General features: G+C 71.9%; 24 protein-coding genes, 1 tRNA gene, 1 other RNA gene and 1 pseudogene. 15 read left to right on the top strand and 12 right to left on the bottom strand.

Features of this window, described 5'->3' with window-relative positions:
• The first annotated feature begins 27 nt into the window (after window positions 1-27).
• The gene (locus PV963_RS22070) at window positions 28-1,911 is read left to right on the top strand and encodes a copper resistance protein CopC (RefSeq protein ID WP_274822088.1); all 1,884 of its coding nucleotides are present in this window, start codon (window positions 28-30) and stop codon (window positions 1,909-1,911) included.
• On the opposite strand, the gene PV963_RS22065 is transcribed toward PV963_RS22070, so the two are convergent.
• Window positions 1,811-2,782 carry a DUF72 domain-containing protein gene (locus PV963_RS22065; RefSeq protein WP_274817479.1) on the bottom strand — a complete coding sequence of 324 codons (972 nt, stop codon included), beginning with the start codon at window positions 2,780-2,782 and terminating at the stop codon, window positions 1,811-1,813. The genes PV963_RS22070 and PV963_RS22065 overlap by 101 nt on opposite strands.
• 137 nt (window positions 2,783-2,919) lie before the next feature.
• Between PV963_RS22065 and PV963_RS22060 the strand changes: the two genes are divergently transcribed.
• The 3 genes from PV963_RS22060 to PV963_RS22050 are packed head-to-tail and all read left to right on the top strand — an operon-like array spanning window position 2,920 to window position 6,412.
• Window positions 2,920-5,427 carry a SpoIIE family protein phosphatase gene (locus PV963_RS22060; protein ID WP_274817478.1) on the top strand — a complete coding sequence of 836 codons (2,508 nt, stop codon included), beginning with the start codon at window positions 2,920-2,922 and terminating at the stop codon, window positions 5,425-5,427.
• Window positions 5,428-5,440: 13 nt separating this feature from the next.
• Window positions 5,441-5,908, top strand: a complete 468-nt coding sequence (locus PV963_RS22055; RefSeq protein ID WP_274817477.1) for a DUF4383 domain-containing protein — start codon at window positions 5,441-5,443, stop codon at window positions 5,906-5,908.
• Between the two features lie 18 nt (window positions 5,909-5,926).
• Window positions 5,927-6,412, top strand: coding sequence for an MSMEG_6728 family protein (locus PV963_RS22050; RefSeq protein WP_274817476.1), 486 nt, complete (start codon window positions 5,927-5,929; stop codon window positions 6,410-6,412).
• A gap of 45 nt (window positions 6,413-6,457) precedes the next feature.
• Here PV963_RS22050 and PV963_RS22045 read toward each other — a convergent pair whose 3' ends face one another.
• The gene (locus PV963_RS22045) at window positions 6,458-7,054 is read right to left on the bottom strand and encodes a TetR/AcrR family transcriptional regulator (protein WP_274817475.1); all 597 of its coding nucleotides are present in this window, start codon (window positions 7,052-7,054) and stop codon (window positions 6,458-6,460) included.
• An 82-nt stretch (window positions 7,055-7,136) separates the two neighbouring features.
• Between PV963_RS22045 and PV963_RS22040 the strand changes: the two genes are divergently transcribed.
• The 4 genes from PV963_RS22040 (at window position 7,137) to PV963_RS22025 (ending at window position 10,527) form a co-directional block, all read left to right on the top strand.
• The gene (locus PV963_RS22040) at window positions 7,137-7,559 is read left to right on the top strand and encodes a DUF1707 SHOCT-like domain-containing protein (RefSeq protein ID WP_274817474.1); all 423 of its coding nucleotides are present in this window, start codon (window positions 7,137-7,139) and stop codon (window positions 7,557-7,559) included.
• A gap of 309 nt (window positions 7,560-7,868) precedes the next feature.
• Entirely contained in the window at window positions 7,869-9,344 is a 1,476-nt protein-coding gene (locus PV963_RS22035) for an FG-GAP-like repeat-containing protein (protein WP_274817473.1), read from the top strand.
• Window positions 9,345-9,478: 134 nt separating this feature from the next.
• Window positions 9,479-9,814, top strand: coding sequence for an ArsR/SmtB family transcription factor (locus tag PV963_RS22030; RefSeq protein ID WP_274817472.1), 336 nt, complete (start codon window positions 9,479-9,481; stop codon window positions 9,812-9,814).
• A complete protein-coding gene (locus PV963_RS22025) occupies window positions 9,805-10,527 on the top strand; it encodes a cation transporter (protein ID WP_274817471.1) in 723 nt (240 codons plus the stop codon). The genes PV963_RS22030 and PV963_RS22025 overlap by 10 nt, the downstream gene beginning before the upstream one ends.
• Before the next feature lie 31 nt (window positions 10,528-10,558).
• Here the strand turns inward: PV963_RS22025 and PV963_RS22020 are convergent, their stop codons facing one another.
• Window positions 10,559-10,948 carry an ArsI/CadI family heavy metal resistance metalloenzyme gene (locus PV963_RS22020; RefSeq protein WP_274817470.1) on the bottom strand — a complete coding sequence of 130 codons (390 nt, stop codon included), beginning with the start codon at window positions 10,946-10,948 and terminating at the stop codon, window positions 10,559-10,561.
• 28 nt (window positions 10,949-10,976) lie between these two features.
• Window positions 10,977-12,341 carry an NAD(P)-binding domain-containing protein gene (locus tag PV963_RS22015; protein WP_274817469.1) on the bottom strand — a complete coding sequence of 455 codons (1,365 nt, stop codon included), beginning with the start codon at window positions 12,339-12,341 and terminating at the stop codon, window positions 10,977-10,979.
• A 138-nt stretch (window positions 12,342-12,479) separates the two neighbouring features.
• Between PV963_RS22015 and PV963_RS22010 the strand changes: the two genes are divergently transcribed.
• Window positions 12,480-12,857, top strand: a complete 378-nt coding sequence (locus PV963_RS22010) for an ArsR/SmtB family transcription factor (RefSeq protein WP_274817468.1) — start codon at window positions 12,480-12,482, stop codon at window positions 12,855-12,857.
• A gap of 124 nt (window positions 12,858-12,981) precedes the next feature.
• On the opposite strand, the gene arsB is transcribed toward PV963_RS22010, so the two are convergent.
• Both arsB and PV963_RS22000 read right to left on the bottom strand, forming a co-directional pair.
• A complete protein-coding gene (arsB, locus tag PV963_RS22005) occupies window positions 12,982-14,097 on the bottom strand; it encodes an ACR3 family arsenite efflux transporter (protein WP_274817467.1) in 1,116 nt (371 codons plus the stop codon).
• Complete coding sequence (locus tag PV963_RS22000; protein ID WP_274817466.1) at window positions 14,094-14,402, bottom strand: ArsR/SmtB family transcription factor; 309 nt, start codon at window positions 14,400-14,402, stop codon at window positions 14,094-14,096. Before PV963_RS22000 ends, arsB begins: the two co-directional genes overlap by 4 nt.
• A 76-nt stretch (window positions 14,403-14,478) precedes the next feature.
• Here PV963_RS22000 and PV963_RS21995 point away from each other — a divergent pair, with 76 nt between their 5' ends.
• The gene (locus PV963_RS21995; RefSeq protein ID WP_274817465.1) at window positions 14,479-14,910 is read left to right on the top strand and encodes an arsenate reductase ArsC; all 432 of its coding nucleotides are present in this window, start codon (window positions 14,479-14,481) and stop codon (window positions 14,908-14,910) included.
• 92 nt (window positions 14,911-15,002) lie between these two features.
• On the opposite strand, the gene PV963_RS21990 is transcribed toward PV963_RS21995, so the two are convergent.
• The gene (locus PV963_RS21990) at window positions 15,003-15,860 is read right to left on the bottom strand and encodes an oxidoreductase (protein ID WP_274817464.1); all 858 of its coding nucleotides are present in this window, start codon (window positions 15,858-15,860) and stop codon (window positions 15,003-15,005) included.
• 74 nt (window positions 15,861-15,934) lie between these two features.
• On the opposite strand from PV963_RS21990, the gene PV963_RS21985 reads away from it, so the two are divergent.
• Complete coding sequence (locus PV963_RS21985) at window positions 15,935-16,588, top strand: DNA-binding response regulator (RefSeq protein WP_274817463.1); 654 nt, start codon at window positions 15,935-15,937, stop codon at window positions 16,586-16,588.
• A 94-nt stretch (window positions 16,589-16,682) separates the two neighbouring features.
• Here PV963_RS21985 and PV963_RS21980 read toward each other — a convergent pair whose 3' ends face one another.
• The 4 genes from PV963_RS21980 to PV963_RS21965 all read right to left on the bottom strand — a co-directional run bounded on the left by PV963_RS21980 (window position 16,683) and on the right by PV963_RS21965 (window position 20,878).
• A complete protein-coding gene (locus PV963_RS21980) occupies window positions 16,683-19,034 on the bottom strand; it encodes a helicase C-terminal domain-containing protein (RefSeq protein ID WP_274817462.1) in 2,352 nt (783 codons plus the stop codon).
• Window positions 19,035-19,170: 136 nt separating this feature from the next.
• Window positions 19,171-19,716 (bottom strand): hypothetical protein, encoded by a 546-nt coding sequence (locus PV963_RS21975; protein WP_274817461.1) that lies wholly within the window; start codon window positions 19,714-19,716, stop codon window positions 19,171-19,173.
• Complete coding sequence (locus PV963_RS21970; protein WP_274822087.1) at window positions 19,713-19,988, bottom strand: CopG family transcriptional regulator; 276 nt, start codon at window positions 19,986-19,988, stop codon at window positions 19,713-19,715. The genes PV963_RS21975 and PV963_RS21970 overlap by 4 nt, the downstream gene beginning before the upstream one ends.
• Window positions 19,970-20,878, bottom strand: coding sequence for a phosphorothioated DNA-binding restriction endonuclease (locus PV963_RS21965; protein ID WP_274817460.1), 909 nt, complete (start codon window positions 20,876-20,878; stop codon window positions 19,970-19,972). The genes PV963_RS21970 and PV963_RS21965 overlap by 19 nt, the downstream gene beginning before the upstream one ends.
• Before the next feature lie 87 nt (window positions 20,879-20,965).
• On the opposite strand from PV963_RS21965, the pseudogene PV963_RS21960 reads away from it, so the two are divergent.
• A pseudogene (locus PV963_RS21960) lies at window positions 20,966-21,240 on the top strand (tyrosine-type recombinase/integrase); the annotation flags it as partial.
• Between the two features lie 91 nt (window positions 21,241-21,331).
• Here PV963_RS21960 and PV963_RS21955 read toward each other — a convergent pair.
• Window positions 21,332-21,419, bottom strand: a tRNA-Ser gene (locus tag PV963_RS21955).
• A gap of 72 nt (window positions 21,420-21,491) precedes the next feature.
• On the opposite strand from PV963_RS21955, the gene ffs reads away from it, so the two are divergent.
• From ffs to PV963_RS21940, 3 genes are all read left to right on the top strand, one after another.
• Window positions 21,492-21,590, top strand: an RNA gene (gene ffs, locus PV963_RS21950) — signal recognition particle sRNA small type.
• A gap of 54 nt (window positions 21,591-21,644) precedes the next feature.
• A complete protein-coding gene (locus tag PV963_RS21945; RefSeq protein ID WP_274817459.1) occupies window positions 21,645-23,543 on the top strand; it encodes a DNA polymerase III subunit gamma and tau in 1,899 nt (632 codons plus the stop codon).
• Window positions 23,462-24,130: a DNA polymerase III subunit gamma/tau gene (locus PV963_RS21940; protein WP_274817458.1), complete on the top strand. Its 669-nt coding sequence runs from the start codon at window positions 23,462-23,464 to the stop codon at window positions 24,128-24,130. The genes PV963_RS21945 and PV963_RS21940 overlap by 82 nt, the downstream gene beginning before the upstream one ends.
• The last annotated feature ends 175 nt before the right edge of the window (window positions 24,131-24,305 follow it).

Genomic DNA, 24,305 nt, shown 5'->3' with positions numbered 1-24,305 from the left:
GGACACCCCCGGCGAGCCCAGGCCCTGGTGCTGCTCGGCACCGTGCTGGTCCTGCTCCTCTTCAGCGGAGCCCCCGCTTCCGCCCATGCCGCCCTCCGTGGCACCGACCCCGACGACGGATCCGTCGTCCAGCGTGCTCCCCGCCACCTCACCCTGACCTTCACGGAGTCCGTCGGCCTGCTCGACGACTCCTTCCGGGTCTTCGGCCCGGACCAGCGCCGCGTGCACACCGGCGAGGCGCAGCACGCGGACGGCCAGTCCGACACGGCCCGGGTCGGACTGCCCAAGAAGCTCGCCCAGGGCACCTACACGGTGGCCTGGCGGGTGGTGTCCGCCGACAGTCACCCGGTCTCCGGCGCCTTCACCTTCTCCGTCGGCAAACGGTCCGCGACGACCGCGCAGGTCGACACCGGCCCGGCCGAGGACGCGCTGACCGGCGGCCTTTACGACGCCGCCCGCTATCTCGCCTACCTCGCCGCCGCGCTGCTCGTCGGGACGGTGGCGTTCGCGCTGCTGTGCCGGCCCGCGGACACGTCCCCGCTGCGCAGACCGCTGGTGGCGGCCTGGTGGACACTGCTCGGCTCGACGGCCGTCCTGCTGATGCTGCGTGCCCCGTACGAGACGGGCGCGGGCCCGGCCGCGGCCTTCGACCTCTCCGCCCTCGAACGCACCCTGACCAGCCGCCCGGGCCTGGCCCTGCTCGCCAGGCTGGCCGTCCTGCTGCTGACCGCCGCGTTCCTGCTACGGCTGTTCAGGCGCCGCGACCACCAAGAGCCCCTGACGCGGGCGGTGGGTGCGGCCCTGGCCGTCGCCCTGGCCCTGACCTGGGCGGCGGCCGAGCACGCCTCCGCCGGGATCCAGGTGCCGGTGGCGATGACGTCGTCCGTGCTGCACCTGGTGGCGACGGGGGTCTGGCTCGGCGGCCTCGTGGCGCTGCTCCTGACCCTGCGCCGGGCCTCCGTCGACACCCTGACGGAGGTCGTGCCCCGCTTCTCCCGTATCGCCTTCGCCTCGGTGACCGTCCTGGCCGTCACCGGCCTCTACCAGTCCTGGCGCGGCCTCGGCTCCTTCGCCGCGCTGACCGGCACGTCGTACGGCCGGCTGCTGCTGGCCAAACTGGTCGCGGTGACCGCGCTGTTGCTGGCGGCGGGGTACTCGCGCCGGTGGACGGCCCGCCTCGCGGCCACGGCGGCCACCGCCCGGACGGCCGTACCGGAACGCGTCCCGCAGCCGGTCGGCGCAGCGGCGCCGGCACAACTGGAGGCGCCGGCGGAATCCGGGGCATCCGGCACGACAGGTGAACCCGGGGAGCCCGGGCAAGCCGGGGAGCCCGAGAAGCCGGCAGCGCCGGAGGGACAGCGGGAGCCGTCGGGCGCGTCCGGGCCGACCCCCGACTCCGGCGAAGCGGACGCCCGGCGTCGTGGTCTGCGCCGCTCCGTCCTCGTCGAAGTCGCCGTCGCCGCCGTGGTGTTGCTGATCACGACACTGCTCACCACCACGCTGCCGGGCCGCGCGCAGGCCGAGGCCGCGCAGCGCTCCCCGGTGGGTGCGCTGCCCCCCACGACCCTCACCACGGTGCCCTTCGACACGGGCACAAGCACCGGCACGCTGTCCGGCCGCGGCACGGTGGAGGTCACCCTGGACCCGGCCCGCGTCGGCGAGAACGGCGTCCAGGCCGTGGTCTACGGCGCCGACAAGGGTCTGGTCGTCGTCCCCGAGGTCCGCATCACCTTCACCCTGCCCTCCCGCAAGGTCGGCCCGATCGACGCCCGACTCACCGACGTCGGCGGCTACTGGAGCACCAACTCCGTCAACCTGCCCCTCGCCGGGACCTGGACGATGAAGACGACCGTGCGGGTGTCGGACGTGGACCAGGTGACGGTGTCGAAGCAGGTGCGGATCGTGCCCTAGGCAACCTCGGTGCCGCCGTCGACCGGTCGTCGTCGAGGAGCCGGGTCATGCACTGGGCGGCACGGACGGCGGCGTCGCCGCAGCAGTTGTTGAACAGGACGTGGACCTGTTCGGTCCGCTCGGCCAGCCGACGCACGCGGGGCAGCCACTCGGCGAGTTCCTCCTCGCCGTACGCGTACCGGAACCGGTCCTCCTTGCTGCCGGTCCCCCAGGCGGTGCTGCGTCCGTGGAACCGTACGACGGACAGCCGGGGCGAGGTGACGGGGGTGACGGGCGGCATCGAGGAGGGCAGCGACTGCGTCATGTCGACGGCGACCGCGGCCATGCCGTACCGGGCGAGCAGCGCGCACGTCGCCTCCGCCCGGCCCGGCTCCCACCACGAGGGATGCCGGAACTCCACGGCGACGAGCCACCCGCGCGTCCGCTCGGCGCACTCCCGCAGGAGCATCTCCGCCCGCTCCCCGGGCCGGAACCACGGCGGGAACTGGAACAGCACGCTCCCGAGCCGCCCGGCCCGCCGCAGCGGCTCGATCCCGGCCGCGAACCGGGCCCACACCTCGTCGAGCACGGCAGGGTCCCGGTGATCGGCCGGCAGCCCGCCCGGCATCGCCGCCTCCCTGGTGGGATGCCCGGTCAGCAGCGAGAACGCCTTCACGTCGAACACGAACCCGTCCGGTGTCCGCTCGGCCCACAACCGGCTGTTCCGCTCGCTCGGCAGCGCGTAGTACGAGGCGTCGACCTCGACGACCGGGAACCGCTCGGCGTAGTGCCGTAAGCGCCCCTCGGCGTCCCGCCGCCCCGCCGGATACCAGCCGCTGCCGACCAGCGCCCGGTCGGTCCAGGAACACGTGCCCACCAGGATCTCGCCCATGGGGGACCGGTTACCCGGACCGGGCGGCGGCAGGCTCCGCCTGCGAGCCGGTACGGGCCTCGCATTCGGGGTAAGCAGGTGATAACGAATATATCCGCGGTTATGGCTGATTCTCCGCGAGAGCGAGATGACCGATCATGGAGCAGCCCGTCACCGCCGGCCGGGCCACCCGGTCGCCCGGAGCGGAACCCGAGGCCCTCGAAGCCCTCGTCGGCGAGGCCCTCACCGCCCGCGTCACCCTCGACGAGCAGGGCCGGGTGACCGGCTGGAACGGGGGCGCCGAGCGGCTCCTCGGGTACTCGGCACGGCAGATGACCGGTCGCCGCGCCGCGGATCTGCTGGCCGAGCCGATCCCGGTACGGGGCGGCCTGCCCACGCTCGCCGGACTGCCCCGCTGGAACGGTGACGTCGCGCTCCGGCACCGCGACGGCCGGAAGCTGACCGTCAGGGTCCTCGCCCACCACAGGGAACCCGGCACCGGCGCCGGCGCCTGGCTCCTCCTCTCCGCCCTGACCCGCCGGCAGCCCCGGCCCGCCCTCGACGAATCCCTCGTGAGCTGGAGCTTCGCCCAGTCCCCGTGCTGCGCCATGGCGATCTACGACACCCGGCTCCGGCTCAGGCGGGCCAACGAGGCCATGGAGCAGGCCGTAGCGCTCACCGAGGAGGAGATGCTGGGCCTGCGCGTGTCCGAGATCGTCGACGACGCCGCCGGTGAGCGGGCCGAACGCAGCATGGCCCGGGTGCTGCGGACCGGCGAGCCGCAGTACGAGGAGAACTATCTGCGCACCCCGGGCGAGACCCGCGAGCACGCCTGGTCGGTCTTCGAGTCCGCGCTGCGGGACGCCGAGGGCACGATCCGGGGCGTCTGCCTCTCCGCGCACGACACGACGGAACAGTTCTGGGCCCGCAAGCGGCTCCAGCTGATCGCCGAGGCCGGCCGGCGCATCGGCGGCACGCTCGACGTGACGCGCACGGCCCAGGAGCTGACGGACGTGACCGTCCCGGCCCTGGCCGACTTCGCCGGCGTCGACCTGCTCGCCGCGCTGGACGACGTACCCGAACCGCCCGCTCAGGCCCTGCCGCCGGACGGGCCGCTGCTGCTGCGGCGGGTGGCGATGCGGTCCGTGACCCCGGGTGCCCCGGAGGCGATCGTGACGGCCGGCCAGGTGGACTCCTACCCGGAGGGTTCGGCGCCCTACGAGAGCCTGCGCGCGGGACGGCCCACCCTGCACGGGGTGACCGACCCGGCGTTCACGCAGTGGCTCGCCCACGACCCCGCCCGCGCCGAGAGGATCCGGGCGTTCGGCATCCACTCGGTGATGACCGTGCCGCTCGCCGCCCGCGGCACCACGCTGGGCGTCGCGTTCTTCGTCCGGTACCGCAACCCCGACGCCTTCCGGCACGACGACCTGGTCCTGGCCGGGGAACTGGCGGCCAGGGCCGCGGTCAGCATCGACAACGCCCGCCGCTACACCCGGGAGCGGGCCACGGCTGTCACGCTCCAGCGCAGCCTGCTGCCGCAGCGGCTGCCCCGGCAGGCGGCGGTCGAGGTCGCGTCCCGCTATCTGCCGGCGGGCGGGCACGCCGGCGTCGGCGGCGACTGGTTCGACGTCATCCCCCTCTCCGGGGCGCGGGTGGCCCTGGTCGTCGGCGACGTGGTCGGCCACGGCCTGCACGCCTCCGCGACCATGGGCCGACTGCGCACGGCCGTACGCACCCTCGCCGACATCGACCTGCCGAGCGACGAGCTCCTGACACACCTGGACGACCTGGTCGCCCGGCTGAGCGTCGAGGAGGAGGGCGGGGAGGGCGTGGAAACCTCCGGGGACGTGGGCGCGACCTGCCTGTACGCCGTGTACGACCCCGTGTCGCGGCGCTGCTGCCTCGCCGGGGCCGGGCATCCGGCGCCGGCCGTGGTGAGCCCCGACGGGCGCGTCGAGCTGGTCGGGCTCCCGGCCGCGCCCCCGCTCGGCGTGGGCGGCCTGCCCTATGAGGCCACCGAGGTCGTCCTGCCCGAGGGCAGCCTGCTCGTCCTCTACACCAACGGCCTGATCGAGGACCGGGACAGGGACCGGGACATCGACGCCGGTGTCCACCGGCTGCGGGAGGCTCTCGCCCTCCCCCAAGCTCGCGGCTTCGCTCGAGCAGGGGGCACCCCCATGGCGCCCTCGCTGGACGCCCTGTGCGACACCGTGCTGGCCGAGCTGCTGCCGCAGCGCCCGGCCGACGACGTGGCCCTGCTCGTCGCCCGCACCCGCGCGCTCGACGCGAGCCAGGTCGCCACCTGGGCGGTGCCGTACGACCCGTCCGCGGTCGCCCAGACCCGCAAGGACGTGGTGGCGCAGCTGGAGACGTGGGGCCTGTCCGACGCGGCCTTCGTCACCGAACTGGTCGTCAGCGAACTCGTCACCAACGCCATCCGGCACGCTCAGCCGCCGATCCAGCTCCGTCTGATCCACGACAACACCCTGATCTGCGAGGTCTCCGACGGCGGCAACACCGCTCCCCACCTGCGGCGCGCCCGCACCTACGACGAGGGCGGGCGCGGCCTGCTCCTCGTGGCCCAGCTGACCGGGCGCTGGGGCACGCGCCAGGGCGCCACGGGCAAGACCATCTGGGCGGAACAGACACTGTCTCTCCAGTGAGGATCCACCGGCCATGACCACACACACTTCCCACCGGGCCGCCGCGGCGCCCGTGCAGCGGGCCGCCCAGCTGGTGGGCGTCGTCTTCCTCCTGGTCGGTGTGCTGGGGTTCATCCCCGGCGTCACCACCGACTACGGCTCGATGGAGTTCGCCACCCACGAGTCGGGCGCCGAGCTGCTGGGCCTGTTCCAGGTCTCGATCCTGCACAACATCGTGCACCTGGCCTACGGTCTCGCCGGCCTGGCCCTGGCCGGCACGGTCGCCGGAGCGTACTCGTACCTGCTGGTCGGCGGCGCCGTCTACCTGGTGCTGTGGGTCTACGGCCTGTCCGTCGGCCACGACAGCGACGCCAACTTCGTCCCCCTCAACGCCGCCGACGACTGGCTGCACTTCGCCCTGGGCGTCACGATGATCGCCCTGGCTCTGGCCCTCGGCCGCCGCCGCTCGTCCCGCACCCGCAGCACCGGCGCGCAGCGGTAAACACCGGGACGGGACGTCGTGCAGACCTTCCTCCCCCATCCCGGCTTCCGGGAGTCGGCCCTGGTCCTGGACCGCCGCCGGCTCGGCAAACAGCGGGTCGAGGCGTTGCAGGTGCTGCGCGGCCTGGTCGTACCCGGCTACGGCTGGCGCCGCCACCCGGCGGTCCGGATGTGGGCCGGCTATGAGGAGGCACTCGTCCGCTACGGCCTGGAGATCTGCCGCGTCTGGCGCGAACAGGGCCACCAGGACAGCTGCGCGGCCACCCTGGTCGCCGACCTCGCGGCGACCCGCCCGCACGCCCCGGTCCGCGACCAGCAGGTCCTGGCAGCCGAGGGCGAACTGCCGCCCTGGCTGGGCGACGCCCTCTTCCACCACAGCCACCGCTCGGCCCTCGTCCGCAAGGACCCCGCCGCCTACGCGGACGTCTTCCCCGGCGTCCCGGACGACCTGCCGTACGTGTGGCCGGCGTCGGACCGCCCGGGCGGGCGGCCCTCCACCGGCTGAGGCCCCGCTCGGCACAGGGGCCCCGCAGTCGATGGCCGAGGCCGCTCACAGAGAAGCCTCACTCGCCGCCTGTTCCGAAAGCAGGGCGTCCAGGGCCGTGTCCAGGACGGTGAGCAGATGCTCGCGTTCCCGCGGGGTGTACAGCATGCGCAGGGCCAGCCCGTCGGACACCGCGATCACGGCATCGGCGATGACGACGGCCGCTTCGGCTCCGTGCCCGGCGGTCTCCAGCCAGGCGGCCAGCGCCTGACGGATGTCCTGGTCGACCTGCCGCCGGATCGCGGCGAGGCGGGGGTGGTGTGCCGCGTGCACGGCGAAGGCGAGTTGCGTCGTGGCCTCGGCGCGTCGTTCGACGTCCACGGGCAGCGTGGTCAGAATCAGTTCCCGCAGCGCCCGGCGCAACGGCAGTGAGGTGTCCACCTCGGCCATCCGGCGCTCCACACGCTCGCCGACGAGCTCGGCCGCGAAGGCGAGCATCTCGTCCTTGGTACGGAAGTACTTCTGCACGGCTCCGGCGGAGCGGCCGGACGCGGCGGCCACGGTGCGCACGCTGACCTCGTCCAGGCCCCGGTCGGAGACCAACTGGAGCAGCGCCGCACCGATCTGACGGCGCTGTTCCTCCCGGTCGACGGTCTTGGGCATCGTCACACTCCACGTTTAAGATACAGTCGTATTCTAAAGCACCGTCAGTCGGGCGCCCCACGGTGCCCGAGAGGGGACAATGATGGTTGATCGGCATGAGCCGGCCCCGCCCGCGCTGCGGGTCTCGGACGGCGACAGGGACGAAGTGCTCGGCGTACTGGCGGCGGCGCTGGCCGAGGGGCGACTGGATCCCCCCGAACACGAGACCCGCTCCCAACGGGCCCTGAAGGCACGCACCGCCGACGAGCTCACCGCCCTGACAGCCGACTTGCCCACCCCTGCGCCCAGCCGCGCCGACCAGGACCGCAAAGACCTCCGCGACTGGCTGGCCGAATGGCGCTACTGGCTCGGCGGGGCGTTGATCATGTCCGCCATCTGGGGCGTGCGCTGCGCCCAGCAGGGAGAACTGACGTACTACTGGCCGATCGCGCCGCTGGGTGTGTGGGCGGCGGTCCTGACGGCCATCGCCATCTGGCCGCGCGACCCGGACGACACCGGCGACTGAGCGGGCCGGAGAGCCGGCCGGGCCCCGTCGTGGCTCACGCCCTTCGCCCGCCACCGAGCGTGAACACCACATGATCGCGCAGCGAACTCCTCCCTGGGCAGGAGTGGCGTGGGGAACATGTGAGCTATCTTTGCCGCCGACGTATTCGTGATCAACAGTCGGCCGAACGACCACCTGCATTGACGTTCTTCTCCCACCCCCCACGCCAGGTCCACGGATCCCCCGACTGGGGTCAGCGCGTTTTACTCCGGGAGACATTGCGTGACATCTGAACAAGGAAGACACCGCTCGTCGGGACGCAGCCGCCGCATGGCAACCGCCGTCGCTCTCGCCGCCCTGACAGGCGGTCTGCTGGTGCCCACCGTCGCGGGCAGCGCCTTCGCGGCGACCGGCGATCGTGCCTCGGTGTCCGGCCGTTACGGGGACTTCAACGGCGACGGCCGTGTCGACCTCGCCGCCTCCGCCCCCGACGCCACGGTCGACGGCACGGCGGGCGCCGGGGCCGTCACCATCGCGTACGGTTCCGCGGACGGCGCGGGCGCCACGCAGGCCGAGCGCGTCACGATCAGCCAGAACTCCAAGGGCGTCGGCGGCCAGGCGGAGGCCGGTGACCACTTCGGATTCTCCGTGGCCATCGCCGACTTCGACAACGACGGCTTCGCCGATCTCGCCACCGGTACCCCGGGCGAGGACGTCGGGGACGACCAGGACGCCGGCATCGTCCAGATCCTGTGGGGCTCGCCGACCGGCCTGTCGAGCAGTGCCCGGCTCGCCGATCCCACGAGCTCCGACCAGGACGCCCACGGGCGGACCCTCGCCGCGGGTGACTTCAACGGCGACGGCAAGGACGACCTCGCCGCCGGCAACACCTCGGCCCAGGCCTGGCTGTACGCGGGCGGCATCGCCAGGGACGGTGCCGACAGCGGTACCCATCCGCTGGGCAACCTGAACGCCTGGGGAGGCGAGGTCGTCGCCCTCACCGCCGGTGACGTCACCGGCGACGGTGCGGACGATCTGCTGTTCAACCACTACCAGCTCTATCGGAGCGGTGGTGACGCGAGCACGCTGGGCCTGGACCCGAGGGCCATGCAGGTCGGCTACATGGGCGGCTACTCCTCGGTCTTCGGGGACTTCAACAATGACGGCTACGGGGACATCGTCCTCGGTCGTCCGGGTGACCACGGTGGCGAGATCACCTATGTCCTGGGCCGCCCTGTTTCCGATACCGACCCCACCTGGACGCTGGACGACAACAGGCACACCCTCGATCAGGGCAATTTCGACACGCCGGGTGAGAACGGCCTGTACGACCGGTACGGCGCCGGACTCGCCGCGGGTGACATCAACGGCGACGGCTACGACGACCTCGCCGTCGGCGATCCCAACGAGGACACCGACAGCGGCACCGTCGCCGACGCCGGGCACGTGACCGTCATGTACGGCGGCTCCATCGGGCCCACGACCACCAATCGCCAGGTCTTCGACCAGGGCACCGAGGGCGTCCCCGGCGAGAACGAGGCCGGCGACGGTTTCGGCTCCCGGCTGCTGCTCAGCGACCTCGACGGCGACGGCAGGAAGGACCTGACGATCGCGGCGCTCGGCGAGGACGGCGGCAGCGGCGCGCTCACCACGCTCCTGGGCACGGACATCACCCTCACCGTCACAGGAGCGCGCAGTCTGACCCCGACGTCCTACCTGCTGTCGACCGACGGACAGCCGCAGCTCGGCAGCAGCCTCCAGGGACACCCGCCGATCACCCCTCGGCCGCTCCCTGAGGTCGGCTGACAGCGGTCCCGGCAACGGGACGGCCCAGGCCGGGGATCGCTTCCCCGGCCTGGGCCGGACGCGGCAGGATCTGTAGGGGCCGCCCGGACGATCCATGGTTCCGTGAATTCAGGAATCGATGTACTGTCCTTCCCGTGCTGACTGTTGCCCCCGACATCGAAGTGCTGGCCCGCTTCGGCCGCGCCCTCGCCGACCCGATCCGCTGCCGCATCCTGCTCGCGCTGCGCGAGGCCCCGGCCTATCCCGCCGATCTCGCCGACACCCTCGGCATCTCCCGCACCCGGCTCTCCAACCACCTCGCGTGCCTGCGCGACTGCGGACTGGTCGTCACCGTGCCCGACGGCCGCCGCACCCGCTACGAACTGGCCGACGAGCGCCTCGGTCACGCGCTGGACGACCTGCGTGCGGCCGTGGTGGCCGTCGAGACCGACCGCACCTGTGCGGAGGCCGACGACAAGGGATGCTGCTGATGACCGCGATATCCCTCGACCGCTCCCCGGCCCGCCGGGACCTGCTCGCCCGTCGGGTACGTCTGCTGGTCGCGGCGACCATCACCTACAACGTCATCGAGGCGATCGTCGCCATCACCGCCGGCACTCTCGCCTCCTCGACCGCCCTGATCGGCTTCGGCCTGGACTCGGTCGTCGAGGTCTCCTCCGCCGCTGCGGTGGCCTGGCAGTTCTCCGCCCGTGAGCACACCGTGCGCGAGGCGCGGGAGAAGACGACCCTGCGGATCATCGCGCTGTCGTTCTTCGCGCTCGCCGCCTACGTCGCTGTCGACGCCGTCCGTGCGCTGACCGGCACGGGGGAGGCTGAGCGCTCCGTTCCAGGCATCGTGCTGGCCGCCCTCTCCCTCGCGGTCATGCCGTTCCTGTCGGCGGCCCAACGCCGCGCGGGCCGTGAACTGGGCTCCGCCAGCGCGGTCGCCGACTCCAAGCAGACCCTGCTGTGCACGTACCTCTCGGCCGTGCTCCTGGTCGGCCTGGTCCTCAACGCCACCCTCGGCTGGTCCTGGGCCGACCCCGTCGCCGCCCTCGTCATCGCAGCCATCGCCGTCAAGGAAGGCCGCGACGCCTGGCAGGGCAAGGGCTGTTGTGCACCCTCGGCCACTGCGGCCCCCGCCGTCCGTGCCGACACGGACGACGCGTGCGGCTGCCGCCCGGGCTGCGAGTGCTGCGACTGACCCTCCGCACAAGCGCCCCGCTCATGTCGTCCTACTGCTTGGCCAGGGAGTCGGCGTCGGCCTTGACGACGTACACCTCCCAGGGTTCCCGGCCGGGGCCGTGGACCCAGACCTTGTCCTGGAGGGCGTAGCAACAGGTGGTGTCGTTCTCCACGTCGGTGACCAGGCCCGCCTCGGCCAGGCGGGCGGTGGCGGCGTGCACGGCCTCGGTCGTCTCGACCTCGACGCCGAGGTGGTCCATGCGGGTCGCCTCGCCTGCGGTGCCTTCGATGAGCACGAGCTTCAGCGGGGGCTCGGCGATGGCGAAGTTGGCGTAGCCGTCGCGGAGTTTGGCGGGCTCGGTGCCGAAGAGCCTCGTGTAGAAGGCCACGGACTCGGCGAGGTCGGGGACGCGGAGGGCGAGCTGTACACGGGACGTCATGGCGAACCTCCTGGAATGGGTGGGGAGTTCAGCAGCCACCGGAGGCGGTGGCGGGGGCGCCGGTGCCGATCTGCAAGGTCGCCGGAGTGGCGCAGCAGCCTCCGCCCTCGGCCGGGGCGGCGTCGGGCTCGTCGAACAGGCCGGCCCCGCCGCACACACCGGTCTCCGGCAGGGTCAGCTCGACGCGCTCGGCGGCCTCACGGTCTCCGGCGATCGCGGCGGTGACGGAACGGACCTGCTCGTAGCCGGTCATCGCGAGGAACGTGGGGGCGCGGCCGTAGGACTTCATGCCGACCAGGTAGACGCCCTGCTCCGGGTGGGAGAGCTCGTTCACGCCGTGCGGGTAGACGGTGCCGCAGGAGTGGACGTTGGGGTCGATGAGCGGGGCGAGCGCGGTCGGGGCCTGGAGGCGTTCGTCGAGGCCGAGTCGGATCTCGGAGAGGAAGGACAGGTCCGGGCGGAAACCGGTCAGGACGATGACCTCGTCGACCGGGTCGAGGCGGCGCCCGTCCTCGGCGACCAGGACCAGCCGGTCGCCGTCCCGCTCGACGGCCCGCGTACGGAACCCGGTGATCGCGCTCGCGCGGCCTTCCTCCACCGCGGCCTTGGCGCGCAGGCCGAGGGCGCCGCGAGCGGGCAGCTGATCGGCCTCGCCGCCGCCGAACGTCGAGCCGGTGATGCCGCGGCGCAGGATCCACACCGCGTGCGTGCCCGGCTCGTCCTGTGCCAGGTCGGCGAGGTGGGCGAGGGCGGTGAAGGCGGAGGCGCCGGAACCGACCACGGCGGTGCGCTTGCCTGCGTACCGGGCGCGGCCGGCCGGGTCGTCCAGGTCGGGGACGCGGTAGGAGACGCGTCCGGCGGCGGCCTTCTCGCCGAGGGCGGGCAGACCGTCGGCGCCCAGCGGACCGGGGGTGGACCACGTGCCCGAGGCGTCGACGACCGCGCGGGCGACGATCCGTTCCTCACGCCCGTCGGCCCACAGGATGTGCACGGCGAAGGGCTGCTCGTCGCGGCCGGAGTCGACGATCCGGTCACGGCCGACGCGGGCGACGCCGGTCACCGTGGCGCCGTAGCGGACCTTGTCGCCGAGGACGTCGGCGAGGGGCTGGAGGTACGTCTCGGCCCAGTCGCCGCCGGTGGGGTACGCGGAGCCGTCCGGGCGGGTCCAGCCGGTCGGGGCGAGGAGCTTCTCCGCGGCCTGGTCGGTGACCTCCGACCAGGGCGAGAACAGCCGCACGTGCGCCCAGCCGCGTACGGCTGTGCCGGCCGACGGCCCGGCTTCCAGGACCAGCGGTTCAAGGCCGCGCTCGACGAGACGGGCCGCGGCGGCCAGGCCGACCGGGCCGGCTCCGATGACCACGACGGGCAGCTGGTGGGTGGTGGGCACGGCCACGAGGTTCCCCTTTGCTTCGACATTCGTCGATGTCTTGTGTGGTCAGCATGACACTTGCTTCGATGGCCGTCAACATAGACATGCATCGAATCTGGGGGGGGTCTGGCCCCTTGATTCGATGCATGTCAACATAGATGCATGTCGAACACGAAGACGCTGCCGCTGCTGGAAGCCGATGTCCCCGAGGCCGTGGCGCCGTGCTGCCCGCCCCTCACCGAGCGTCCGTTCACCGCGGAGGAGGCCGAAACCACCGCGCGGATGTTCAAGGCCCTGGGGGACCCGGTGCGGCTGCGGCTGTTCTCAGCTGTGGCCTCGCACCAGGGCGGCGAGGCGTGCGTGTGCGACATCTCCGATGTCGGCGTCTCGCAGCCGACCGTCTCCCACCACCTGAAGAAGCTGAAGGAGGCCGGGCTGCTGACCTCCGAGCGGCGCGGCACCTGGGTCTACTACCGCGTCGAGCCGTCCGTGCTGGCCGCGATGGGAAAGCTGCTGACCGGCACGTCGGCCGCGGGCTGACCGCGACCTGCGCGAGCAGGCCGGCGATCGCCCGGGCCGCGTCCCGGGCAGGCCGTCCGACGCCGATGAGCGTGGCGGAGGCGGGACCGGCCCGGTCGCCGTAGCGTGCAGTCCGGGCAGCGCGTCAACTCTCCTGCGGGGCCGGGGCCGCCGTCAGCCGCCGACCGGCGGTGAACTTCCGCCGCCAGGCCAGCGAGACGTAGACGAGCGCCACCAGGACCGGCACCTCGATCAGCGGCCCCACCACGCCCGACAACGCCTGCCCGGAGGTCACGCCGAAGGTGGCGATGGCGACCGCGATGGCCAGCTCGAAGTTGTTGCCGGCCGCCGTGAAGGCGAGGGTCGCGGTGCGGTCGTACGCGAGGCCGATGGCCTTGCCGAGGGCGAACGTGCCGAACCACATCACCGCGAAGTACACCAGCAGCGGCAGCGCGATACGGGCGACGTCCAGCGGCTGCGAGGTGATGGTCCTCCCCTGCAGGGCGAAGAGGATGACGATCGTGAAGAGCAGGCCGTACAGCGCCCACGGGCCGATCTTCGGAAGGAAGCCCGACTCGTACTGCTCGCGGCCCAGCTTCTGCTCGCCGATGCGGCGGGTCAGGAACCCGGCCAGCAACGGGATGCCGAGGAAGATGACGACGTTCAGAGCGATCTTCCACATGGAGATGTCGAGGTGCTCGCCGTCGCCCAGGCCCAGCCAGCCGGGCAGCAGGTCGAGGTAGAACCACCCCAGCACGCCGAACGCCAGCACCTGGAAGACCGAGTTCAGCGCGACGAGCACGGCGGCGGCCTCCCGGTCGCCGCAGGCGAGGTCGTTCCAGATGATGACCATCGCGATGCAGCGGGCGAGACCGACGATGATCAGGCCGGTGCGGTACTCGGGCAGGTCCGGCAGGAAGATCCAGGCCAGCGCGAACATGACCGCCGGCCCGACGAGCCAGTTGATGACCAGCGACGAGACCATGAGCCTCTTGTCGCCGGTGACGGCGTCGAGCTTGTCGTAGCGGACCTTGGCCAGCACCGGGTACATCATGATCAGCAGGCCGATGGCGATCGGCAGGGAGATGCCGCCGATCTCGACCTTGGCGAGGGCGTCGTCGAGGCCGGGGATCACGCGGCCCAGGCCGAGACCGACGGCCATGGCGAGCAGGATCCAGACGGCGAGGAAACGGTCGAGCGTCGACAGCTTCGCGACGACCGAGGACTCCTCGGCGGTCGCGGACGCTTCGGTGCGGGTCACGGGCAGGCCCTCTTGTTGTCGGCGGCGGTGCGTGCGGACTCGGCCAGGTCGGCGAACCGGCCGGCGAGCTGGGCGATGACGTCGGGGCGCAGCTTGTAGTACGTGTACCGGCCGCACGGCTCCGTCTCGACGACCCCGGCCTCGCGCAGCACTCTCAGGTGGTTGGAGAGGTTGGTCTGCCGGGCACCGGTCTCCTCCACCAGGTGCGTGGTGCACAGCGTCTCTTTGGCCAGCAAGGTCACGATCTGGAGCCTGAGCGGGTCGGCCAGAACCCGGATCAGATCAGTGTCGACTGACGTCATCATGGGCTGATACTGTCACATCAGCCCAAACTGATACCAGTCAGAGCCGAAGCAAGAACTGCTGACGAAAGAAGAGCCGATGTCCTCCAGCCCGCTCGCTTCCGTGCTGTTCGTCTGCGTCCACAACGCCGGACGCTCGCAGATGGCTGCCGGATTCCTCTCCCACCTCGCGGGCGACCGGATCGAGGTCCGCTCCGCCGGCTCCGTCCCCGGCGACCAGGTCAACCCCTCCGCGGTCGAGGCCATGAAGGAGGTAGGCATCGACATCGCCGACGCCAAGCCGAAGATCCTCACCACCGAGGCCGTCCAGGCGTCCGACTACGTCATCACCATGGGCTGCGGCGACGCCTGCCCGATCTTCCCCGGCAAGAAGTACCTCGACTGGGCCCTGGAGGACCCGGCGGGCAAGGGCGTCGAGGCCGTCCGCCCCATCCGCGACGAGATCAAGACCCGCATCGAGGCCCTGATCGCCGAGATCGACGCCGAGCCCCGGCTCCGTCGCGGCAACTGAGACCACATCGACGGCAACTGAGACCACGCACGTCGAAGGGCCCATCGCGAACGGTGGGACCACGCGCGCGTGGCCGGCTGCCGCCGTCCTCCTCAGGCGAGGTCGGAGAGATCCTCCCGGGTGAGAGAGATCGACCCGGCGGCAGTGTTCTCCTCCAGGTGGGCGAGGGAGCCGGTTCCGGGGATGGCCAGGGTCACGGGTGAGGAGGCGATCAGCCAGGCCAGGGCGATCTGAGGGACTGTGGCGTCATACCGGTCCGCGATCTTGGTGATGCGGTCACCGGTGAGGTCGCTCACGCCGCCGCCCAGCGGGAAGAACGGCACGTAGGCGATACCGGCCTCCTCGCAGGCGGCCAGGAGCTCCATGTCATCGCGTTTGGCGGCGTGGAAGTGATTCTGGACGGCTGAGACGGGTGCGATCGCACGGGCCTCGGCGAGGTGGCCGGTGTCGACGTTGCTCAGGCCGAGGTGGCGGATCAGGCCTTCCTCACGCATTGCGGCCAGCACCTCGAAGGCTTCGGCGACGGATTCGCCCGGGGGCGGCGGCTCGATGCCCCCGATGCGCAGGTAGACCAGATCGAGGCGGTCCACGCCGAGGGTTTCGAGGTTCTCCTCGACCAGCGGTCGTAGATCTGCGGGATCGGTGGTCTCGATCATGCCCCCGTCGGGGGTGCGGGCCGGGCCGACCTTGGTGGCGATGACCAGGTCGGCCGGGTAGGGGTGGAGGGCCTCGCGGATCAGGGCGTTGGCTCGAACGGTGCCGTCGCCGCTGGTGTAGAAGGCGGCGGTGTCGATGTGGTTGACGCCGAGTTCAACGGCGCGACGCAGGACGGCGCGACCGGTTTCGGGATCGCGGGCCGGACCACGGAAGCTGTTCGTGGGCAGGCGCATGGCCCCGAAGCCGATCCGGTTGACCGGAAGGTCACCACCGAGGTGGTAGTCATTGCTCATGAACTCAGCTTGGACAGTGGGGGGTTCAGGCCGCGAGCCCGTGGCAGCTTGCTGCCGTCGGGCAGAATGGCGCGGTGGCAGAGATCGTGACGATCCGCGGTGACCTGGAACTCCTCGCTCGTACCGAGCACCTGTTCTCCTCTGTCAGGGAGGAGTTCATCTGTGCCGCCCGCGACCTCACCACGTGGTCTCGTCCCGGAGCCCGGCAGGCCGCCCGCGACCGGCTGGGAAGCAGCGGCACTCGGCAGATCCGCAAGCTGTACAGTCCCGCTGTGCTGGCTGACGAGCGCAGCCGCGAGCACCTGAGCGAGCTCGTTGGCAGAGGCGTCCAGGTGCGGATCGCCGCCACCGCTCTCCCTCACGAGACGATCATCATCGACCGCCGGTTCGCCATCCTCGCCGGCCTGAACGCCCCCGAAGGTCGTGAGTACACCATGACCACCGCGTTCAGTCTGGTCGGCGGGATATACGCGCTGTTCGAAGCCGCCTGGGAAACCGCCACCGATCTCACAGCGTTCCTGCACGGCGACCAGCCCCGGCTCGATGCCGAGAGCCGGACCGTCCTGCGGGCGCTGGGATCGGGCGCCACCGACGAGACAGCCGCACGGGAGCTCGGCATGTCCCTGCGAACCTACCGACGCCGGGTCGCCGAACTGCTCAACGCCCTCGACGCGAGTTCGCGGTTCCAGGCCGGGATGCGCGCGGGCGAGCTGGGCTTGCACGGCTGAGGCGCCGGTGCAGCGCCCAGCGGTGACCGAGACGGAGCAACGCCGAAGGGCCCCACCGCGAACGGTGAATGAGACCAGGACTGAGACCACGCGGCTACCCGGGCATGACGCCGTGAATGCGGGAGAGGGTGAAGACACGCTCGTCGTTGCGCAGGTGGCACCAGGCGTACAGGTAGGGCGGGTCGAGATCGAGCTCGCTGAGGGTCCGTATGGTGCGGCTGCCCGAGGCGGCGACGTATTCGATGGTGATCGCCTGGTCTTCGTTGACGGCATGAGCCAGCTGCCGAACATCGGTGAGGGACAGCTGACGGGCGAGCCCGGCGATGATTTCCTCGGTGTCGCTGTCGAAGGGGATGCCGTTGTACGGGTCGGGCTGCGGGGAGGCCGGTGGGGCGGTCTTCAGCCCAGTGGCCAGGGCACGCAGGTCGGCCGTCGCCGGAGCCTGCTCCGTTCGGCCGTCGGCCTTCCGGCGGCGGGAGGTGCCGCCGGGCGGGCGCGGGGACGGGACCGGGGCGACGGCGCGGTGGCGCTGCGCCTTCTCGACTCGTACCGTCCCGTCGGCGGTCTCGGCGACTGGGGCATAGCCCGCGGCTCGGAGGGCGGCGAGCGTCTTTTCCAGCGGGGCGCGGCTCACCAGTACCGTCGGCGCCAGGTGGCGAAGGCCGAGTTCGGCGAGTTTGCGGTGGGCGGCCAGCTCGGCCAGGAGGGTGTGCTCCTCGCTGTGGAGCACACAGGCCGCGGGGGCGATGCGCACCCGGCCGTGACCGCGCGCGGTGTCGTGGATCAGGTACACCAGTGGCTGGGGGAGAGGTTCGACGGCGACGGCGGCCAGGTCGGCTTCGATGGCGTCGGGAGTGCGGTCGGCGTCCAGGGCCCGGCGGACGCTGCCGGGACTGAACCGCCACACCGACGCCGTGCCGCCGGTTTCGCGGTCGGCGACCGAATCCAGCAGCGTGGTGAGACGGGCGGACGGCGTGCCGGTGACGACGGCTGTGAGGTCGGCGCCAAAGCGTGCGGTGCCGGTGGCGGCGGGCAGCAGCCGTCGGCAGGCGGCGGCCGGTGCTTCGGCGTCATTGTCCAGCAGGGCAGTCCCGATGGGGGACAGAGCGCCCCGGGCGAGAACGCCGAGCAGTTCCGCCTCGCGGCTCACGGTGGCGAACGGCGTGGCGTCCTGGGGCAGCGGATGGGCGAGCGGACGGTGCCAGGCGACGAGTGGGCCCAGGTCAGCGTGACTCTTCACGCCCTGCCCCGCCGGAAGCCCTGCTGCGGCGGCGAGGAGACCCTCCCGGGCCTGCAGACAGCCGTCGCAGGGAGGTGTTCCGGCAAGCGTGGGCAGGGCCTTGCCGTCCTCGTCGCGGGCCTGGCCGGGGGTGAGCTGCAGTGTCCGCCACGCCTGGAGAAGCACCGCGAACTGTTCTGCCGGCTCCTGTTCCGCCCAGGCGTCATAACCTTCCGTCGCCGTGACCCTGTCGCCGTCCCGGGCCAACAGCCCGGCCGCGTACGCCGTTTCGAGCACGATGCGCACCACGACGTCGTCACAGCGTGCCGCCTTGCAGACCCGGGAGAGTTCGCGTGCTCCGATCCCGCCGCTCTTCAGCCGGGCCGGCGGTGAGGCGGCGCACACCGTGAGAACCGAGGCGGCATGAGCGCCGAATGCCATGGCCGCTGCCGTCGCCTCGCGGTCCACCTCGGCCGGGGTGACGGGCATGGCCGGCACGTCGGGCGGGGCGGGCTCGAACGGAGTCCGCCAGCCGGGCCCGCGCAGTGCGAGCGCCACCTCGGCCGGCATGCGCGCCGTTCCGTACCCGCGACGGTCCTGGACCAGGAGTCCCCGCTCAAGCGCCCATCGCGAATCCGGCTCCGAATCGATCCCCGGAGCCCCGAACACGAGGAACTCCGACCGCTCCGGCGCGGTCCTCGCCCGGCGCTCAAGCAGCTTGCGGGTGGCCACCGGAGCCCGTGCCACGAGTTCGGTGATCCGCTCCCGGTCGCTGTGGTGTTCCACCAGGTCCGTCAGCCGCTGCTGCTTTGTGCCACCGGACTTGATCCCCAATGACCCCAGCATGCGGCGCAGTTCGTCGGAGGTGGTGTCCTTCAGCAGCTGACGCAGTGGCGCGTCCAGTCCCAGCGGAGCGTCCCACGCCTGCCGCAGCGGCGCCACCATGCGCAGCAGTCCCTCACCGTCCGGCCAGACCAGCGCGTGATCGGCCAGCGCCCGAAGGGCGGCGTCCAGCCCGCGAGCACGCTCCTCGTCCATCGCTCCCAGCAGTTCCGCCAAGGCATCGCGGGTGGTGGGCGCCAGCGCCGCGAGCGCCTCGGCCACTTGCAGGTGCGGGAGCGAGAGCCGAGGCAGGACCTGTGCCACCGCCCCCGGGCGTTGCAGGCGGTCCGCCAGTTCGCCGACCGACCTCGGTTCCGGAGGGGAAACGGCATCGGTCCTCGTCATGAGGACCCGCTCCAGCCGCGCTGTGTCAAGCCTGAACAGCCAGGCGGCCAGTGTTGATCCGCTGGGCTTACTGATGGGAACACCTCTCCGTCGAAGAGCACGATGGGGCCGCAAGGGGAACCGGCACACACACGATTCAAGGATGGCGGACGGGCAACGCCGATGAGGTCACACGAAAGGGTGCTGCAGGCGGCCGGTGCGCGCCCGATGCACGCCGCGACGACATCGGCTGACCTCGTCGACTGTCCGCCGCGGGGCAGACCTTCCTGACGACGATCGACTCCGGGACCAGACGCTCCAGATCGTCCACGTCCGAGGTGAAGACGGTGACCTGCCCCTTCTGCTGTCGGGCGATGACGGCCAGTACCGCGTCGACGGCGTACTTGTGTCCGTGCAGCTTCGCGTCGGCCAGGAGCCGACGGGCCTGACGTGCCTCGTCCTTCCCGGTCTCGGGAACCTTGAGGCGCGAGAGGACCCAGTCCCAGCGCTGATCGGTGGTTCTGCCGTCGTATGCCTCGACCAGCGTCATCGGAGATGTCACCACCTCGGCCTCGCCCCGCGCTGCGAGGTCCAGCCACGCGATCATCTTCCGGTCACCGCGCACGGCGAGGGACAGGGCCTCGCAGTCGAGCACGAAGATGCGCAGCCGCGGCTGCCCGTGCTCGCCCGCCCGTTTCTTCACGCGGCCTCTCCGGCCTTGCGCTTGGCGGCGTGGCGGCGCTCGTGCTCGGCGTCGAGGTCCGCCAGCGCCTCCAACGCCTCCGCGTGTTCGTCATCGGTGACGGGACCGTGTTCCTCCCGCAGCCAGTCCACGAGCTCCCGCAGCCGGTCCCGGTCACGCTTGAAGCGCAGTGCCTCGGCCACGTACGCCGACAGGCCCCGCTCAGCTGCCTCGGCGCGGATCTCCTCAAGGAGATCTTCAGGGATGGTCACCGTCACTTTCTTACTTGCCAGACGGCTGCGGCGGGGCGTGGGCTGCCGTGGAACACCTGGCTCGCGTGCCAGGCGCGATGGGTCGGTGCGATGGAGCGGATGCCCGGCTGAGGTCCGACGAGCGGACGGCCCGCGAGCGCTATGACGTGTTCGTGGGCGGCAGGGCTGTGGCCGACGAACCGTTGTGAGACCAGGATGCGGTGGCCGTCTCCGACACCGAGGACGCCCTTGTCGAAGAGCTTGTGGTGCAGCGAGCAGAGACACAGTCCGTTGTCGACGTCGTCGGGGCCGCCGAACGCCCACCACCGCACATGCGCGGCCTCCAGCCCGACCGGAACCGCGCCGATCCGGCCGTCATAGCCGCAGAAGGCGCACCGGTACTCGTAGGCCGTCAGCACCAGCTCCCGCATCCGTGGGTCCCGGCGCCGCTGCACGGCCGAGACCTCGGCGGTCTCGGCCTGCTCCAGCTCCAGACCGACGGCTTCGCACAGCTCGTCGTGGAGCGAGGCCGGGAAGTTCAGGTCGAGCAGTACCCGCGCCATCCGGCCGAGCAGCGATGGCTCACGCCGCAGCGCCGTTCGCAGATCGGGCGCCAGGCTCCCTGCCGCTCCCGCGGCCCGCAGCTCCCGCGCCCCGCTACCGGGGCTGCCCGGTCCGCGATCGGTACGCACCTCCCACACCCCGTCACTGACCAGGTGATGGAACGGGTAGGCGGGCGTCGTCTTGTTGGGCGGCCCGTACTCGGACAGCAGCCGCTTCAGGTCCTCTTCCACTGCGCTGTACCGCAGCTCGTCGTCGGCGCCCTGCTGGAACCGCCCGAGGGCGTACAGGAACAGCAGCGGCTTGTGCGGAGCGCGAGTCCCGCTTCTGGTCCACTGCCTCAGCTTCGCGGTGCGCTCGAGCCAGTCCATAGCCGGCGATCGTAGTGGCGCCGCCGGACACCGTCCCGGACCCGTTCGCATCGACAGTGATCCAAGTAGCTCGAGCCGTACACGATCGAGGAGGCACAGGAGCGGGAGCGGATCACGACGGGTGCCGACTGGAAGGGCAAGGGCTACGTGTTCGCCTCGCCGACCGGCGGGCCGCTGAGCCCCAACACCGACTTCCCATCTGGAAGCGGCTCCTGCGGGCGGCAGGTGTACGGGACGGCCGTCTCCATGACGCTCGCCGAACCGCCGCGACCGTGCTCCTCATCCTCGGCGTCCCGGACGCCGTCATCGGCTCGATCACGGGGTGGGAGCCCGGGGGAGCGGACCGGATGCGCGCTCGGTACATGACCAACTGAGACGGAAACTGAGACAGGCAACGTCGAAGGGCCCCACCGCGAACGGTGGGGCCCTTCGACATCGTGCCCGGTGAGGCACTGGCGGAGGATACGAGATTCGAACTCGTGAGGGGTTGCCCCCAACACGCTTTCCAAGCGTGCGCCCTAGGCCTCTAGGCGAATCCTCCGCCGGAAACATTACATGACCGAGAGGAGTGCTCGCGAACTCGTTCCCTGCCCCCGACATCAGGTAGCCTTGGCGCAGCCCCTCACGCGGCGCTATCTGACTGAACTCCCCCAGGGCCGGAAGGCAGCAAGGGTAGGTTGGCTCTGGCGGGTGCGTGGGGGGCGTTTGCGTTCCGGGCTTCCTGTGGCGGGGTCCGTTGTCAGTGGGCGCCTATAACCTCGTATGCGTGTCGTCTCTCGCTCTGTACCGCCGCTATCGCCCGGAGACCTTCGCCGAGGTCATCGGGCAGCAGCACGTCACCGACCCGTTGCAGCAGGCGCTGCGGAACAACCGGGTCAACCACGCGTACCTGTTCAGCGGGCCGCGCGGCTGTGGCAAGACGACCAGTGCGCGGATCCTGGCCCGGTGTCTGAACTGCGAGCAGGGCCCTACGCCCACGCCGTGCGGTGAGTGCCAGTCGTGTCAGGACCTCGCGCGCAACGGACCCGGTTCCATCGACGTCATCGAGATCGACGCCGCTTCCCACGGTGGCGTGGACGACGCCCGTGACCTGCGTGAAAAGGCCTTCTTCGGACCTGCGCGCAGTCGGTACAAGATCTACATCATCGACGAGGCCCACATGGTCACGTCGGCCGGCTTCAACGCGCTGCTGAAGGTCGTCGAGGAGCCGCCGGAGCATCTCAAGTTCATCTTCGCGACCACCGAGCCCGAGAAGGTCATCGGGACCATCCGGTCGCGGACCCACCACTACCCGTTCCGGCTCGTCCCGCCCGGGACCTTGCGGGAGTACCTCGCCGAGGTGTGCCGGAAGGAGGCCATCCCGGTAGAGGACGGTGTGCTGCCGCTCGTCGTGCGCGCCGGTGGCGGCTCCGTGCGTGACTCCATGTCCGTCATGGACCAGCTGCTGGCCGGCGCCGCCGCGGACGGTGTGACGTATGCCATGGCGACCTCCCTGCTCGGGTACACCGACGGCTCCCTCCTGGACTCCGTCGTCGAGGCCTTCGCCACGGGTGACGGGGCCGCGGCCTTCGAGGTCGTCGACCGTGTGATCGAGGGCGGGAACGATCCCCGTCGGTTCGTCGCCGACCTGCTGGAGCGGCTGCGTGACCTGGTGATCCTCGCCGCCGTCCCGGACGCGGCCGAGAAGGGGCTCATCGACGCCCCCGCCGACGTCATCGAGCGCATGCAGGCCCAGGCCGGCACCTTCGGCGCCGCCGAGCTGAGCCGGGCCGCCGACCTCGTCAACGAGGGTTTGACCGAGATGCGCGGCGCCAACTCGCCCCGCCTCCAGCTCGAGCTGATCTGCGCACGCGTTCTGCTCCCCGCCGCCTACGGCGACGAGCGGTCCGTCATGGCCCGCCTGGACCGGATCGAGCGTGGCGTGAACTTCTCCTCCCAGGGCCCCGCCGGCATGCCCGCCATGGGGTACGCGCCAGGGCCCGAGGGGCATGGGGCAGCGGCGGCCGGTCCGGCGGCCGCTCCCGTTCCGCCGGGTGGCGGTCCGGCCGCGGCCCGGGCGGCGGTCCGTGCCTCCGGAGCACCGGGTGCCGCGAGCCCCGGTGGTGGCGGTGGCAGTGGTGGTCATGCGCCGGCTGCGGCCGGGCATGCGCATGCCCCCGCTGCGGCGGGTCAGGGCGCGCAGCAGCCGGCGGTGTCGGGTACGCCCGCTCCCGCCGACCCCGCTCCCGCCGACCCGGCAACCCCCTCCGGCCCCGCCGACGGCGGGCACGCCCGGCCTGCCCAGGCCCAGCCCGCCCAGCCACCCCAGGCACCGCCCGCTCAGGCTCCCGCTCCCTCCAACGCTCCCGCAGCCGCCTCCGCCCCGGCCCCCGGCGCCTGGCCCACCGCGGCTTCCGCAGGCAGCGGCCGCCGCCCCGGCGGCTGGCCCACGGCCGCCTCGGGCGCACCCGCGCCCGCTCCCGCACCCGCGTCGACCCCCCGGCAGCGAGCTCCCCCGCTCCGAGCGCGCCCCCACCCACCACCCCATCGGCACCCTCGGCCCCGGCACCGGCCGCCCCGGCACCCGGCGGTCTCGACCCCCGCATGCTCTGGCCGAACATCCTGGAAGCGGTCAAGAACCGCCGTCGCTTCACCTGGATCCTGCTCAGCCAGAACGCCCAGGTGACCGGCTTCGACGGCACGACCCTCCAGCTCGGTTTCGTCAACGCCGGCGCGCGCGACAACTTCCTGAGCAGCGGCAGTGAGGACGTGCTGCGGCAGGCGCTGGGCGAGCAGTTCAACGTCCAGTGGAAGATCGAGGCGATCGTCGACCCCTCCGGCGGCTCCGCGCCGCAGGCCCCGGGCGGCCCCTCCGGGTTCGGAGGTGGCCAGGGCGGACCTGGCGGCCACGGCGGCCACAGCGGCAGCGCCGGTGGCTACGGCGGCGGTGGCGGCGGCGGATACAACACCGGCCCCGGCCCCGGCCCCGGCAGCGGCGGTACGGCGACCGCCCAGCGCCCTGCCACGTCCCAGTCGGCCGCCCCGTCCACCCCCGCCCAGCAGCCGAGCGCGCCCACCCGCGGCTCCGCTCCGACTGCACCCACCGCCCCCGTACCCCAGCCCTCCGCCCCGGAGCCCCGGTCGGTCTCCGTCGAGGACGACATCCCCGAGGACGACGACCCCGACCTCGACGAGTCGGCCCTCTCCGGCCAGGAGCTGATCGTCCGGGAGCTGGGGGCGACGGTGGTGGAGGAATTCTCGAACGAGCCCTGAGCGGCCGGACAAGCCCTGAGCGGCAGACAAGCCCTGCCCGGGCGGACAACCCTGCCCGATCGGACAACCCTGCCCGAGGGAACCGGCACACCCCCACCTGGAGGAACCTCCAACCCAAGATCCCCACCCCCTTCGGAAGCCCGCACAAAGGAAACCCGCCGCCTCCCGTTAGGCT

The organism is Streptomyces coeruleorubidus, from assembly GCF_028885415.1.
In the GTDB taxonomy this organism is placed as follows: domain Bacteria; phylum Actinomycetota; class Actinomycetes; order Streptomycetales; family Streptomycetaceae; genus Streptomyces; species Streptomyces coeruleorubidus_A.
This window is presented reverse-complemented; position numbering and strand designations above follow the sequence as displayed.

Coding starts and splice junctions, on each gene's coding strand:
- PV963_RS22065 (WP_274817479.1), bottom strand. CDS start 2,782: ATGGGCGAGATCCTGGTGGGCACGTGTTCCTGGACCGACCGGGCGCTG.
- PV963_RS22060 (WP_274817478.1), top strand. CDS start 2,920: ATGGAGCAGCCCGTCACCGCCGGCCGGGCCACCCGGTCGCCCGGAGCG.
- PV963_RS22055 (WP_274817477.1), top strand. CDS start 5,441: ATGACCACACACACTTCCCACCGGGCCGCCGCGGCGCCCGTGCAGCGG.
- PV963_RS22045 (WP_274817475.1), bottom strand. CDS start 7,054: ATGCCCAAGACCGTCGACCGGGAGGAACAGCGCCGTCAGATCGGTGCG.
- PV963_RS22040 (WP_274817474.1), top strand. CDS start 7,137: ATGGTTGATCGGCATGAGCCGGCCCCGCCCGCGCTGCGGGTCTCGGAC.
- PV963_RS22035 (WP_274817473.1), top strand. CDS start 7,869: ATGGCAACCGCCGTCGCTCTCGCCGCCCTGACAGGCGGTCTGCTGGTG.
- PV963_RS22025 (WP_274817471.1), top strand. CDS start 9,805: ATGCTGCTGATGACCGCGATATCCCTCGACCGCTCCCCGGCCCGCCGG.
- PV963_RS22020 (WP_274817470.1), bottom strand. CDS start 10,948: ATGACGTCCCGTGTACAGCTCGCCCTCCGCGTCCCCGACCTCGCCGAG.
- PV963_RS22010 (WP_274817468.1), top strand. CDS start 12,480: ATGTCGAACACGAAGACGCTGCCGCTGCTGGAAGCCGATGTCCCCGAG.
- PV963_RS22000 (WP_274817466.1), bottom strand. CDS start 14,402: ATGATGACGTCAGTCGACACTGATCTGATCCGGGTTCTGGCCGACCCG.
- PV963_RS21995 (WP_274817465.1), top strand. CDS start 14,479: ATGTCCTCCAGCCCGCTCGCTTCCGTGCTGTTCGTCTGCGTCCACAAC.
- PV963_RS21990 (WP_274817464.1), bottom strand. CDS start 15,860: ATGAGCAATGACTACCACCTCGGTGGTGACCTTCCGGTCAACCGGATC.
- PV963_RS21980 (WP_274817462.1), bottom strand. CDS start 19,034: ATGACGAGGACCGATGCCGTTTCCCCTCCGGAACCGAGGTCGGTCGGC.
- PV963_RS21965 (WP_274817460.1), bottom strand. CDS start 20,878: ATGGACTGGCTCGAGCGCACCGCGAAGCTGAGGCAGTGGACCAGAAGC.
- PV963_RS21940 (WP_274817458.1), top strand. CDS start 23,462: ATGCTCTGGCCGAACATCCTGGAAGCGGTCAAGAACCGCCGTCGCTTC.